This window comes from Cytobacillus sp. IB215316, assembly GCF_033963865.1.
Taxonomy (GTDB): domain Bacteria; phylum Bacillota; class Bacilli; order Bacillales; family SM2101; genus Nanhaiella; species Nanhaiella sioensis.
This window is the reverse complement of record NZ_JAXBMC010000005.1, coordinates 21,153-35,432: the sequence shown is the minus strand read 5'-3', so window position 1 is coordinate 35,432 and position 14,280 is coordinate 21,153. Positions and strand designations below refer to the sequence as shown.

Genomic DNA, 14,280 nt, shown 5'->3' with positions numbered 1-14,280 from the left:
TTTTCACTATTATTTAAGTAATTCATTCCAATATATATTTCATCAAAAAAAAGTAAAACACCTTTATTTTTGTGAATATTCTAAAAATATAATTCACTAAAAAAAGTTGCCAGGAAAGTTAAAATTTCAAGGGCAACTTTTTTAGTGCAATAATGCAATTTTTCAATCAGAAAATATATTTGAAAGGATAGAAATTTTATCATGTGTATACTTTTCGTAACCGTCATTAAACGTTTTCGGGTCTTTAGGATTTGCAAACCTAGTTATTTTTCCGGTTTGTGGGTGCACAAGTTTACTCGACGCCCCGCAGCCTAATCCAATAATTGTTTGCTGTTCTTCCATAATCATAATATTATAGATGCTTTCTTGGTTAGGAAGAGCATATCCAACGTTTTCTAAATTTCCTAGGATATTTTTTTGTCGATACAAATAATAAGGTCTATATCCTTTTTCAGTGGTCCATACAGTAGCCATATCCATCATTTCAGCTATTTCTTGTCTATCTGCTACTGGATATTTAGCTTTGTTTTTTGTCATTTCTGAAGCACGTTTAAATGATAAAGTATGCACCGTTAATGATTCAGGCATTAATTTTTCTGTTTCTGATAATGTATGGTGAAATTGTTCTTTACCTTCTCCAGGTAATCCAATGATAAGGTCCATATTAATGTTATTCATCCCCATTTGCCTAGCAAGATGAAATTTATCAATCGTTTCTTGAACCGTATGATGGCGTCCAATTGCTTTTAATGTTTCTTGAATATACGATTGTGGATTGATGCTTATACGATCAATTTTCCATTTGTTCAACACAGTGAGCTTCTCAGGTGTAATTGTATCAGGACGACCAGCCTCTACCGTAATTTCTCGCACATTTTCAACATTTGGAAAGGACTCATACATTTCCTCGTAAAGCATATCCATTTCTTCTGCTGAAATACTTGTAGGTGTTCCACCACCAAAATATATAGTCGTAATGTTAATACCATTTTCTTTTAACCAAGCTCCAACTTTACGCATTTCATAATGGAGTCCCCCCAGAAATGAATTTACTGAGCCCTGCCTACCATTTATCGCATAAGCAGGAAAGGTACAATATGCGCATTTCGTTGGACAAAATGGAATTCCGATATAAATGCTTACTTCGTTCTTTAATTGATATAGATCTGGCACAACTGAAAGCTGTTGATCCACAATTTGCTGCATCAGTTGTATTTTTTCATCTGAAATCATATAGTTATCACGAAGCTCGTTATGAGCCTGTTTTTTAGCTATACCTAACTGAAGTTTTTTATGAAGTAATTTCGTTGGGCGAATCCCAGTTAATAATCCCCATGGTTGTCTCACTTTTGTATGCTGCTGTAACAATGATAAATACACATATAAAACGATATTTTTTATTTGGGTAAAGCGTTCCTTTTCACTTTCAAAAGAAGCAAGCGATTTTTCCATCTTTGCTTCATATATATGATTTGTCGCAAGTACATGCAATTTAGCAGTAGCTGAAGCGTTAATACTCTCGTCTAAATCAACCGTAACAATTAATGTTGGATCATCAATATTATTAAACGATAGTTCGCTTTGTTCAAAAAATAAATCTGTAATTAGTTCCATTGGACGTTGATATCGCGGATCATCCAAACCATTTATTACTATTCTCATATACATCACCTTCTTATTGTCCGATCCAAACTTATCTAAGTGTACAGAACATATGTAAATTGGTCAATCATGAGATGGGAGAATAGATTTTTCACCCCAAAAAAGATCATCTCTACTTAATATTCCTTTCCTGCTTGGAAGTAAGGATATCATTAAAAAAAAGTTATCATGATTAAACCATTTATCAATATCTACGCTGCCTTGCACAGATAATATACGGTATAAATAACGATAAGGTAATCTACTTTATATAATGATAGAAATACAAAAAATAGCTGTTGCAGGTGGCACCCTTATTATCAATTATGTTGTTGAACGAATATCAGGAGAGGATACTACAACTTTATGTAGTTACAATGTGTTTGAACAAATATCCAACCCCTACTCATAAACTCCTAATAATATAGTCTGTGATGAACCAGAATTAGGTTGTCATATGTATCAACTCTCCTTTATAGATGTCGGATCAAGCCCTACCTTAGAATTAGAAAGTAATTGCCGATGTATAACTTTTCAAAAAGATTAGTAAACACAAAAACTGCCCTACTTTAATCAAATAGTAGGACAGTTTCCATGTCATCATACCAATAATACATAATATGTTTTCCTTATTTGTTGGTGCATCCAATAAGAACAATAGTTATTCAACACAATTTTTATTATGTTTCACAAAAACATCTTCTTTCACTTCATTTGAGAGAGCTTGTGCTGAAGTGATATTAAAGATAAATTCCCTATGTTCAACATTAGTTTGACTGCCTACAATGTATATCGCTTTCGTTTTCTATATATTCTTTTCTATTGTCATTTTATTAATTTTCAACACTATCTTCTGGGGTATCAGTCAATATAATATGGATTCTATCATAGAGGAAATCACCATGATGAAATGAGTAATTTAACGTACTTGCATGAACAATATGTCTTCTGATATCTCCACTTATTCTTTCTATTTTTCACACACTGGATAAATTCAAAGTAAATTTTATTAAGGTAAGAAGAATATCTGACATATAAAGTTTCTTCAAGCAATTCATCTTTAATAGCTCCAACGTTTTCCTTTTCAACAGGATTATAATCATTTACATAATTACGTATAGTACTTGTACACCGCAATGGTCGCCATTGTACTTATGATCTTAATAGTTTTAAAAAATGGTTCAAAATATCCAACAAGACATTTTTTACAGCTTTATGTGAGATGACATTCAGATAGAGAACTTGTTAGGTGGATTCACCCTAACAAACGGATAATAAAAAATGGCTCCAATGTTGCAATATATACTGTCATCAGGAACTATGATTAGATTATATGAATTTAAGCCCCAATTAAGTAAGTCCATATATCCCATACTCATAAATTCGAAGTTCCTACTGAAATTTCTTTCAACAACGTTAGGTACCTTCTACACGCCAAGAAGAGCGATAGTTATACTTAATTAAAACAATCTTGCAACCTCTTTTGCATTGTTAGCTGCTTCAAGGTATATCTCTTCAGCTTTTGAATGATCTAAATTTACACCCTCACACAAAACAACTTTAAAGTTTTTAACCCCTAAAAAATTCATGACAGTTTCTAAATAGCTTTTTGTATGCTCGGAGCTTGCTCCTGAACCTTCTGAATAAATCCCCCCACGTGCCTCAAGTAAAACAACAGCTTTATCTCCTGCTAAGCCCACCGGTCCATTCTCTGTGTACTTAAAAGTTATGCCTGCAATGGATATGGCATCAATATATGCCTTTACCATAGGTGGAAAACCAAAATTCCACATAGGTGCAGAGAAAATGATTTTATCTGACTCTAAAAATAAGTCGGCTAGTCGGTTTATTTTATTTATTTTCTCTAACTCTATTTCATTAAGCTCTTGTTTTAACACGACCTTCCCTCTAGCAGATAACACATCACCATCAATAAAAGGAATCTCTTCCTTGTACAAATCTAACTCTATAATTTGATCATTTGGGTTCTGCGTTTGGTATTCATCAATAAACGTTTTTGCTAAACGCAGTGAATAAGATTTTTTCTCTTGTTGTGGATTTGCTTTCACTAATAGTACTTTTTTCATTTTACTTCTCTCCCTATATTACTGAGTTTACTTAGCTACTTATTTGCTGAAAATATTGGTAAACTTTTTCTAGTTTTTTTGTATGTTTTCCTTTCGGGTTCTCCATATTACCGAATTCAAAAAACTTTACATCTTTAATTCCTACAAAATTGAATACTAACTTTTCCATTGAACGCTTATGGGAATTTCTCAATATAAGTAACGGATAAAGAATTTCCGGTCCTTTCATTGTTGAGATACAAACAACGGATTTTCCCTTCAATAGCCCTTCTGGCATGATTTTTCCAACATTTTTATATGCAAAATTTGTTGAGAATATTTGATCTATAAAGCCTAAAAGCATTGCTGGTGGTCTTCCCCACCAAATTGGATAAATAAAAACAATTTTATCTGCCCGAATAATTTGATCTCTATACTTTTTTAAATCAGGATCCTTATGCATGTTCCTTCTTCTTTTATCCTTATTAAATACTAGCGCAGGATTAAATCCTTCCTCATATAAATCGAGTACTTTTATTTCCTTAATATTGGAATTCTCTCTCATTCCCTTTAAAGTTTTTTGCAAAAATGAATAACATAAACTGGAATGATTCGGATGTGTATAAATAATGAGTGTATTCATATTTTCACCTCATATTTTTTTGTATTTAAATTTGTTCTATTTTTCAGAACTAATCCAAGTGAAAGGATAAGACCTATGATTGAAAAACACAGTAATAATAAAAAAAAGAATGTATTACCTATTAAAATAGCAACTACCAAGGATGCCATTATTCCACCCAAATATCTAAAAGTAGAGTAAATGCCAGAAGCAATTCCCACTTTCTCTCTTGGTACAGATTTCAAACTATTGATCTGCATAGAGGCAATTCCAATTCCTGAAGAAAAACCACCAAAAATTAATGCAAATACAACAAACGGATAAGAAGATTCATTACTAAACGTGAAATAAAGTAGTGCTGTGATGCAACATAAGAAAAAGGATATAGAAATGACTTTTTCCTTGCCAATCATATTGGCCAATGTCCCTCCTATCCATGAAGATAATGACATAGATAGGGCAAAATAGAATAACATCATACCAATTGTGCTGATACTAAACTGATTCAGTGAAATAGGAATAAAAAGAACCGTACTGTACATGAAAAAGTTATTAATCATAATAAATAAGTTTGCAGTAGTAAAATGGATATTTTTAAACATACTAAATTCAATTAAAGGAGCTTTGCTTACTAGCTCTTGATAACTAAATAAGGCAACTAAGATAAATAAAACAAGAGTCGTCCAACCAGTTATTAATTCTTTTTTGGTTGCAAATAATGTAATAAATGTCAATATTGCACCAAGGTATAAAGTACCTGCTATATCCAAGGTTTTGTTATTAGGTGGGGCATCGTTCACATTAGGTACAATAAGCCAAGTGGCAATCACACCAATGACCAGAAAAGGAATATTAACCCAAAATATAGCTTCCCAACTGAATGAACGGATTAAAAACGAACCCAGTAGGGGGCCTATTGCTGCACCTAAACCCATCGTAAGGCCAAAAATACCAAAAGCATGACTCAATTTTTTTGTTGGAATGGCGAAACGAATAATCGCGGTAGCATTTGGGGTTAATAATGCACCGCCTAGTGCTTGTAAAGAACGGAATAGAATAAGAGAAAACAAATTAAAAGAAAAAGCACAAGCGATCGATGAGATAAGAAACACAATAAACCCGATCTGCATTACTTGTTTATTCCCATATAAATCCCCTAATTTACCCGCAATGGGCTGCACGACTGCCATAACAATTAAATAAATAGTAACCACCCATGATATATCAGTAATTGAAACATTCAAATAGGATGCAATACTAGGAAGCCCAACAGCGATCATTGTTGAATTAACAGGGACTAAAAACGTCCCTATTAATATAGACAACAAAATCAGATTTGTTTTATTCAAGAATGGTAACTTCACCTTTAGCACCATCCACTTTAACCACATCTCCGTCTTTTAGTGTAGAGGTTGCAATTTTCGTTCCAGTTACACAAGGAACTCCATATTCTCTTGCAACAGTAGCAGCATGTGATAGAATTCCACCTACATCTGTAACAATGGCACCTGCTAAGTTAAACAATACTGTCCATGGTGGTGTAGTCGTTTTACAGACAAGGATATCTCCTTTTTTCACCTTATCAAATTCACTTTGATCACTAACAACCTTTACTGTTCCAGTGTGTACTCCTGCGCTACTAGAATAACCCGTAAATGTTTTCTCCTCTTCATTTAAGTCAGCCATTCTTGTACCAAACATTCTTTCTGTGATTGGATCTGACGAACGCCCCTCCGGTCGATTACCATAGAAAGGAACAGGAGTAATTACTTCATTGTTCTTATGTTCCTCTTTTCTTTCTTTGATCAAGTCAAATACTGACTTAGGCTGTCTTAATAATTCAACTAATTCGTCTAAATAAAGGTAAGAAATATCTTCTTTCTTTTCGATGACAGAATGGTTAACTAATAAACCTCCAACATTTAATAAAAATAGACGTGCTTTTGCCGGTAACATCGCATCAATATAAAAATGATGGTCTTCATTAATTCCCCACATTCTTAGTGCCATACCATAAAGCGAAATAAATGTTTCTTTTAACTCCCCATCAGGCATTCTAGCTAATACTTCATTCACTTTTTGTTCTCTCTTATTGATCCCTTCTTGCAGCTCAGCTTCGAAATCAAAATCTTTTTCAATATAGTTTTTAACCAATGTTAAAGCATGATTCGGATTTTCCACCCATGTTTCTTCATTAAATTCATGATTGCTCGCACGGTAACCATATGTTTCCAAGAAAGTTTTGACAGTAGTTAAAAACTGACGGCCTTCATCCACATTATTAAGTGATTCACTTAAATGATTAACATCTGAATTATTAAATATTTCAGATAAATTTTCTGAGTCTTTTACAATTAAAGAAAGCCTCCACAGTTCTCGGTCTGTTTCAATTGATTTATTCATGGTTCCTAATAACAAATCATATACTCCTGTTGTGTCTTTGGTATTTAACAACTTCCCGTATATCTCCTCAAGAGCTAGCCCCATTGACATTTTTGGCATCACTACTTCAAAGTGTATGGACCAAATTTTCAAATACATCTGATAAAGTTCTAACACTCTTTCTTCTGCTTCTTCTAAGGTTAACTTCTGTTTTTTTGCTTCATCCAGTATGCTGTAGTATGGAAGTAGAGTATTTTCTACATATTCAAAAAGAATTTCTGATGCTCTTGGAAAAACTGTTGTCATCACTTCTTTATTTTCCGCTACTCTCGTCTCAGGGTTATCATGTACTTTAACTGTTTGGTAATGGTAGCCATTCGAAATTTTAAATTGAAATTGTTTTAATGGGAGTTTCAATTTTTCAAAAGCTTCCAAGGTCCCACTAGAAACTGAAGGGCCCATGAATGAAGCAAATAAGGGAGTAAGTGGCTTCGAGAAATGTGCATCATTGTATTCCCAAAACCATTTCTTCTCTTCCTCCGATATTATTAAATTTTGTTTAAGATCCTTTAAATCTACATGATATACATTGGATGTCATTATACATTTTCTCCTTTTAAAGTCGTAATAGGTCTTGATTGCAAAATATAAATGATGTTATTTTTTATAGCAAATTCTATATCTACTGGATTTTCAAAGTAATGTTCTATTTTCATTGTTATATCAACTAGTTCTAGAATTTCTTCGTCACCCAAGCAAAATATTTTTTGTAGATCCGTAGAAACCACTACAGATTCATTTCCCTCTTCCTTAGCAATTATTTGGATCTCTTTATCACCTAATTCCTTTACAATGTGTTTGTTTTCTTTGTTAATTACATACATATCTGGAGTTACACTACCATCCACAATTGCTTCTCCTAATCCATAACTTGCATTTACTAGTATTTCGTTTTGGTTATTCGTTACTGGATTAGAGCTGAAAATCACGCCCGATACATCTGCGTTAATCATCTGTTGAACAAAAACACCCATCTGGACATCCGAGAGAGATATATTATTGGTTTTAGCATAGTCTAGTATGTGTGCTGAAAAATATGAAGCCCAGCAACGCTTAATACTATCCAATAATTGATCCAAATTTTTCACATTCAAAATTGTTTCATATTGCCCTGCGAAGGATGCGTTATTTAGGTCTTCCATTGCTGAGGAAGAACGAACGGCTAGTATTACATCAGGACTGGTTTTTATAGCGTTGAAAAATTTTGATATGGATAATTCCAGTTCCCTTGGATATTCAGCAGTTAAAACTTCTTCTTGAATGTGTCGGTTATTCTTGGACCTGATATTGTTATGTGTAAGAAATTTTTTAAAAGAATCTGAAGTTAATACAAATCCATCTGGTATTGAAGGTATTGTTGATTTTATTTTAGATAGGTTCATCGCTTTTGAACCTACCAACACTTTCTCTAGTTTTATACAATCTGTTAAACTTACAACATTCATTTTTTTGATTCTCCTTCCAAGGGCACAATTTAATAAGTGTATATTACCCAACAACATGTTGATTATTTTATAACCTGTTGTTTATACTGTTATTATATTTGAAATTTACGATGACACAATAATCAATGTTTCTTCATTTGTTTTATACACGACATCGTAAAATGAATTGTTGTTTAAAATAATAAAAAAAACGATTGGATGGGTACATTATGGCAAATAAAGAAGATTTACGAATCACTCGTACGAGAAAACTAATTGGAGAAGCCTTCTTAAAATTACTCCAACAAAAAGGTTTTGATAGCATTACAATCCAAAACATTGCAGATGAAGCGATGATAAACCGCGCGACATTTTATTTACATTATCAAGACAAGTATGATTTATTAGAGCAAATGATGGATGTAGTATTAAAAGAACTCATCACATCTTATGGTGATTCTAATAATCATATCGAAGAGCAACAGTTTAAAATAACAAACCATCAAATGACCATTCAGAGAGTTTATGAAAGTGTTGAAAAACATCGTTTCTTTTACCAAGTAATGTTCGGAAAACATGGAGTTTATGAATTTAGAAAAAACTTAGAGGAAGTCATGATTGGTAAATTCGAAGAAAATTTTAATAATCTAGGAATGACAGATGCTGATTTTAAAATTCCAAAAGAAGTACTTCTTCATTTTTCTAGCTCAGCTTTTGTCGGAATAATAGATTGGTGGTTAAGAGAGGAAAATCATAAATCTCCAGAAGAAATGTCCGTTATGATATCTCAAATTATTTTGAGAGGACACACGAATGCAGCGGGAGTTGAGATTAGATAGAAATGTTATTCTATAAGTAAATTCTAAAAGAGACTGGAATCTACAATTAATAAATTTGTTTACTTCTCAGCCTTCAAATTCATTTAACCCCGTCCTAATTTTTTTGAGACGGGGTTAGAAAAGATCTTTTGTAATCTAATTGGTTGTTTCATCAGAACTAATAAAGAGTGGAATAAATATAAATTGTAAAAAAACATTGGGAAACGTGTGTGCTAAAATTGCATATTCAAAACCTTTCTTTCAAAATAAGTATCCGAATATTAGTCCACCAATACCATTTAGTATGAAAGATCTAGTGATTAGATTAGTTGTTAACTCTCCAAACATTACATCAGGTTTATACGTCTATCCTAAAAATATACAATTAATTCTTAATCGACTCAATGGACATACTAAGGACAAAACTAAAGGCCTGAATCCACCTCTAAACCGGAATCAGACCCTGTAGGCAAACTAATGAACTTGTCTAACTTTATAAGGATCATTAGTTTTTTATTTTACTAGATTATAAAACTAAACTTAGTTGAGTATTTGCATAAATTATGTAAAAGTATTATCTTGGAGTATAAAAATTTTGGGTATAATAAATGCTATATTGACTATCTGGGTTATAGTAAACACCTGTACCTAACCTTTCTCCATTACCCAAAATATTAGCACGGTGTCCTGATGAATTCATCCAACCTGCATTAGCATAAATGGCATTATACTGACCAGCTGCTATATTTTCTGCAATTAAAGAAAAGGATAAAATCCCTTCATTTCTCAACCGATCAACTACATTTTTGCCGTCTGGATTTGTATGATCAAAGAAATTTTTCAATGCCATATCTTTACTATGATTAAAAGCAGCCTTTGAAACAGTTTCATCGTAAACAAATGGCTTTAAGTCTCTTTTTACCCTCTCTACATTTGCTAAATCAAATATTTGTTTAGCATATACTTCAGTTAAATTTGTAGATGGGTTGCCATAATAACTACGAAATTGGTCTTCTGTATCCTTATTTATATATAATATCCCAGCTACTTCCTGTTGTTCATATATATCGTAGAAGAATGTTATATAAAGCTCTTCAACTGAATATGTAGCTACTTCATTAGGTGATTCGTTTATCCAAAATCTCGTGTTTCCTTTCAAATAATACTCTAATGGCTCACCATAAATTTCATCTACATTCGTCTTATTATCTCCGTATTTTAAGTGAGATGGCGTGGTCCAATTTGTCGCATTCGTAAATAAGGCAACTACTTTACTATTTTCTACACCAACCATTAAGAAGTTTTCATAGGATTGGTTATAAATATACCATGTAAATCCATATTTACTAACATCTTCACGCTGTGGTGGACCTAAGATTTCAAGAACTTGTGCTAAAGAGTCCCCTACTCCAATTTCTTGTATTTCATATCTATCAGATTGTGGGGGATTTTGATTGTCATCTCCCGCTGAATTTTCTGGTTGTTCATCCGGCTCCTCTTCTACTGACTCAACTTGACCTGTTGTACCAGTGAATACAAACCAATTTAAGTTTCCAATCCCTGGAGCTACTCCTTTGAAAACTAAATACACATCATGTTTGCCAGTGACATTAGAGATAGTAGAAGTATTTGTAACCCAATTTTGCCATCCACCAGTATGTTGAATATCTACTGTGCCCAGCAAAGGTCCATTAACACCATCTAACCTCACTTCAATTGTTCCACCGATGGTTTGACTAGCTACTCTTGCTTCAATTCCTTTCGGGGTTTCTGTGCCAAAATCAACATTTTCAAATGCGATGTAGTCGCCATTATCTGTCCAACCAACGTTTTGTCCACTACCTACGTCAGTAGTAACTTCCGTGTCAATTCCTCTCATAAAATCGTAATTTTCTGCTTCGATTTTCTCAAACGGATTAATTGTATTGAGATTCGATGGTTCTGGCTCTGGTACTGGTTCAGGTGTCGGTTCTGTTGGTTCTGGTTCTGGAACTGGTTCAGGTGTCGGTTCTGTTGGTTCTGGTTCTGGAGCTGGCTCAGGTGTCGGTTCTGTTGGCTCAGGTTCTGGAACTGGCTCAAGTGTCGGTTCTGTTGGCTCAGGTTCTGTCATAACTCCAGTAGATAATGTAAGGACCATTTCATCGATACGAACAATTTTACCAGTACCTATGCCTTCGTAACGTAAAAATATTGTATTCTTTAATTCCGCCTGAAAATCAGCTAATGGTATTGAGATTGTTTGGTAATTGCTTGTTACATTGCCGTAGTCAGATAATTTTAGCGAGTGATTTGTTCCATCATTTAAAACGATGTTTATGGAATTTTCCTCAACAACATTTGGACTTTTTAAAGTAAGCTCCAATGTATCATAAGCAGAAATATCTCGATTTATGTATTGATCAAATGACTCAGCTCTCGATCCACCGTTAAAGAAAAAATACAGATTTCTATTACCTTCAAGGTTGTAAACCCCTCCGTTACGTATAATAGATTCGTTTAAGTCGTTTTTATTTGAGTTCCATTGTTCCCATCTGTTAAAATCGTCAATCACAAGTCGCTCGACATCTGTATTAGACTCAGGTACAGGTGTTGGTTCTGGCTCAGGTACAGGTGTTGGTTCTGGTTCTGGCATCGCTTCCAATCCATGCGGACTTTCATACCAAGGTGTGTTATATGCTGGAGTACCATTGTTATAAGTAAAACTGTAATTAATAATGTCACCAGCTTCTAGCCCACCTAATTCATGTGTAAAAGTCGATCCTTCCTTATTCATTCTTACATTTTGCTGGACACCTGTATTAACTTTGTAATGAACATCTACCCAGCTCGTATTTACGTTTGAAGTAAATGAAATTTGAGATTTAGTTTCAGTTAAATTGCTAACTGCGTGCTGGTAGTTAATAGCTGCTGCAATATTACCACTTAACATTGGTGATAATAATGTTAGCATTATCATTACCAAGAATGTCTTTTTCAACATTTCGTCCCCCCGTACAGATAGTTTAAAATTTTTAGAAATTATTATTTTGAAATCTACTCCGCCTCCTTCCACATATATATTTCGTTCACCTTGTCTCTTAAAGGGGGGCTTAAAAAAACAAATCATTTAATAACCTAGTAATACTTCAAGAGTTTAAGCTTGAAAGTTTACTGTTCTTTATTTCTACCTTAAAATATCCCTTTATTATGTACGGTTGTGGTTGCATATCTAAACCTACTATATTAATTGGGTTCTTAGTATCAGCTTCTGAGAATGCATTTTTAGAACAAAATCAAACTTATGGTTATATTATGATTTACTGTAATTGTATTTCTAGTAGATTATGTTAAGCAATGGCTAGTTTCTACAAAGGTTCAAAACACGATTGAAAAAGTAACTTGGCTTGGCGTAAAATTACTTTTTACTAATGCTAAACATTAGGAACCATTTTGGTGTTCGTGTTTTATCGCAGTTTAAAGTCTGCTACGTAATATAAGAATTTTCCTAAACAATTTGACCCTAAAATAAACAAGGTGCAAATCTTTATTTCAGATTTGCACCAGATTGTAAAACAAGGTTAACCAGTTTATAAAATGTCCCCCCTTGTACAGGACAAAACTAAAAGATCATGTCACATGGAGAAGATAATTTCTGTATTGAACAGGAGTCATCTTCTTTAAGTTCCATTGATATCTAAAATTGTTGTAGTACATCATATTACTTCTTACTTCTCTTTTCAGTCCTTCCAAAGTGCTACACGGTCTTATATAGAATTCACCTTTAAAGTACCCAAAGAAGGACTCTATTGGAGTGTTATCCTAACAGATTCCTCACCTTGACATTCATTGTTTAAATCCCAGTTTTTTCACATATTACTGAAAGGTTGGGCTAGTATAGTGTACTTCTTGATTAAAGTGAAGAAAGGTACCTTCTGCAAACTTTAATTGCTTTATGTTGTATCACAGCACTACTTTATTTCATGTTTAGTAATAAATCTAATGGAACAGCTTTATGTCAATTAACAGCTATTTATTCAGATATTATTTTCTTTCCACTATAAAAACACCCCTTTAGATACCATATCCAAAGGGGAATACCAACGCATTTTTTTGTGAACATCGTGACTTTATCCAACACATCTCATCTTTCTTTCAAATCTATATCAAAATGTGTTTTGACCATAATAGGTGTTTTCTAAAAAACTATTACTTTTTTAACTTAAAGCTTTTCAATAAATATTTGATATAAAAAGTCTCGTGATTAAATTAAAATCATTTATCGGATAGGTTGTTAAATTAATTTGTAAAGTGAGGTTTACCCGATGAGACTCTCAACCGCAACTATTAACGTGACGGACAAGATTCTATTTAGTTATCACCTGAACGACTTACTTCACGGAGAAATTCTTTTCGTTGTTGCTTACGAAAATGTTCTTTAATCATATATGTTACACCTTGTTGATTACTCGTACGTGTAATCCAATCTGCTGCCTTTTTCACCTCATTAGGTGAATCCCACATCGCTACACCTAAGCCTACTTTTTTAACTATAGGTAAATCATCTATCGCATAACCAATTGCAACCATTTCATTCAAATGAATACCAATATGCTCACCTAATCTCTTCAATCCGTTAAGCTTTGACACCCCTTCTGGAATAATTTCAATTTTATTTTCAATATGTGCAAGTATAGAGAGCGTTGGGAAAGCTTTGCTAATCGTTTCCTCTACTTTTTCCTTCTCATCTTTATTGGAAAAATACACTTCTATTTTTAGAGCTGAGACTGGATTATCGCGTAAATGGTCACCTAATGAATCAACAAATTGCAATGGATAAAACAAAGGATCACCACTATTTAAAACTGCTTTTGCAACTATATTTTCTGTTGCTCTTTTTCTATTGCCTAAAGAGAATTTTTCATGAATTAATCTTATATTGCAATCATAATTTTCTAACACTTGCACAATATTAAAAGTTCTCTCCTCTGATAAACCATTTACATAGATTGGACGATCAATAGAATTAGCAATAAAAGCCCCATTAAGAGTTACAAGTACGGAATCTATTTTTAAAGCCTTCGCTACTTTTTGAGCTGACAAAAAGTTTCTGCCTGTAATTAGTGTTACATACACATCTTTATTTTGAACAAACTGAATTGCTTCCTTTACACCTTTTTGTAACCGACCATTTGACCGTAGTAGAGTTCCATCAATATTGATAGCGAGTAAGCGGTAATACATTACTACCTCTCCCTTCTAGCTGTAACTATGTTTATCTATAATACTTA

At 33.2% G+C, this 14,280-nt stretch carries 10 protein-coding genes; 1 reads left to right on the top strand and 9 read right to left on the bottom strand.

Annotation, left to right across the window (positions count from 1 at the left end):
• Positions 1–162 precede the first annotated feature (162 nt).
• From SLH48_RS10445 to SLH48_RS10420, 6 genes are all read right to left on the bottom strand, one after another.
• Entirely contained in the window at positions 163–1,662 is a 1,500-nt protein-coding gene (locus SLH48_RS10445; protein WP_320258108.1) for a coproporphyrinogen III oxidase, read from the bottom strand.
• A gap of 1,439 nt (positions 1,663–3,101) precedes the next feature.
• Positions 3,102–3,728 (bottom strand): FMN-dependent NADH-azoreductase, encoded by a 627-nt coding sequence (locus tag SLH48_RS10440; protein WP_320258107.1) that lies wholly within the window; start codon positions 3,726–3,728, stop codon positions 3,102–3,104.
• A 31-nt stretch (positions 3,729–3,759) separates the two neighbouring features.
• Positions 3,760–4,350 (bottom strand): NAD(P)H-dependent oxidoreductase, encoded by a 591-nt coding sequence (locus tag SLH48_RS10435; RefSeq protein ID WP_320258106.1) that lies wholly within the window; start codon positions 4,348–4,350, stop codon positions 3,760–3,762.
• Positions 4,347–5,678, bottom strand: coding sequence for an MFS transporter (locus SLH48_RS10430; protein WP_320258105.1), 1,332 nt, complete (start codon positions 5,676–5,678; stop codon positions 4,347–4,349). The genes SLH48_RS10435 and SLH48_RS10430 overlap by 4 nt, the downstream gene beginning before the upstream one ends.
• Positions 5,671–7,311: a PEP-utilizing enzyme gene (locus tag SLH48_RS10425; protein ID WP_320258104.1), complete on the bottom strand. Its 1,641-nt coding sequence runs from the start codon at positions 7,309–7,311 to the stop codon at positions 5,671–5,673. The genes SLH48_RS10430 and SLH48_RS10425 overlap by 8 nt, the downstream gene beginning before the upstream one ends.
• Complete coding sequence (locus SLH48_RS10420) at positions 7,311–8,216, bottom strand: PEP/pyruvate-binding domain-containing protein (RefSeq protein WP_320258103.1); 906 nt, start codon at positions 8,214–8,216, stop codon at positions 7,311–7,313. The genes SLH48_RS10425 and SLH48_RS10420 overlap by 1 nt, the downstream gene beginning before the upstream one ends.
• A 209-nt stretch (positions 8,217–8,425) precedes the next feature.
• On the opposite strand from SLH48_RS10420, the gene SLH48_RS10415 reads away from it, so the two are divergent.
• On the top strand, positions 8,426–9,034 hold the full coding sequence (locus SLH48_RS10415; protein ID WP_320258102.1) for a TetR/AcrR family transcriptional regulator: 609 nt from the start codon (positions 8,426–8,428) through the stop codon (positions 9,032–9,034).
• A 553-nt stretch (positions 9,035–9,587) separates the two neighbouring features.
• On the opposite strand, the gene SLH48_RS10410 is transcribed toward SLH48_RS10415, so the two are convergent.
• The 3 genes from SLH48_RS10410 to SLH48_RS10405 all read right to left on the bottom strand — a co-directional run bounded on the left by SLH48_RS10410 (position 9,588) and on the right by SLH48_RS10405 (position 14,233).
• A complete protein-coding gene (locus tag SLH48_RS10410; RefSeq protein WP_320258101.1) occupies positions 9,588–11,990 on the bottom strand; it encodes a carbohydrate-binding protein in 2,403 nt (800 codons plus the stop codon).
• Positions 11,991–12,619: 629 nt separating this feature from the next.
• The gene (locus SLH48_RS22485; protein ID WP_413785409.1) at positions 12,620–12,799 is read right to left on the bottom strand and encodes an IS3 family transposase; all 180 of its coding nucleotides are present in this window, start codon (positions 12,797–12,799) and stop codon (positions 12,620–12,622) included.
• 561 nt (positions 12,800–13,360) lie between these two features.
• Positions 13,361–14,233 (bottom strand): Cof-type HAD-IIB family hydrolase, encoded by an 873-nt coding sequence (locus tag SLH48_RS10405; RefSeq protein ID WP_320258100.1) that lies wholly within the window; start codon positions 14,231–14,233, stop codon positions 13,361–13,363.
• Positions 14,234–14,280: the final 47 nt, after the last annotated feature.

Excerpts from the sequence above, each read along its gene's own strand:
- SLH48_RS10415 (WP_320258102.1), top strand. The coding sequence starts at position 8,426 with ATGGCAAATAAAGAAGATTTACGAATCACTCGTACGAGAAAACTAATT.
- SLH48_RS10425 (WP_320258104.1), bottom strand. The coding sequence starts at position 7,311 with ATGACATCCAATGTATATCATGTAGATTTAAAGGATCTTAAACAAAAT.
- SLH48_RS10445 (WP_320258108.1), bottom strand. The coding sequence starts at position 1,662 with ATGAGAATAGTAATAAATGGTTTGGATGATCCGCGATATCAACGTCCA.
- SLH48_RS10405 (WP_320258100.1), bottom strand. The coding sequence starts at position 14,233 with ATGTATTACCGCTTACTCGCTATCAATATTGATGGAACTCTACTACGG.
- SLH48_RS10435 (WP_320258106.1), bottom strand. The coding sequence starts at position 4,350 with ATGAATACACTCATTATTTATACACATCCGAATCATTCCAGTTTATGT.
- SLH48_RS10420 (WP_320258103.1), bottom strand. The coding sequence starts at position 8,216 with ATGAATGTTGTAAGTTTAACAGATTGTATAAAACTAGAGAAAGTGTTG.
- SLH48_RS10440 (WP_320258107.1), bottom strand. The coding sequence starts at position 3,728 with ATGAAAAAAGTACTATTAGTGAAAGCAAATCCACAACAAGAGAAAAAA.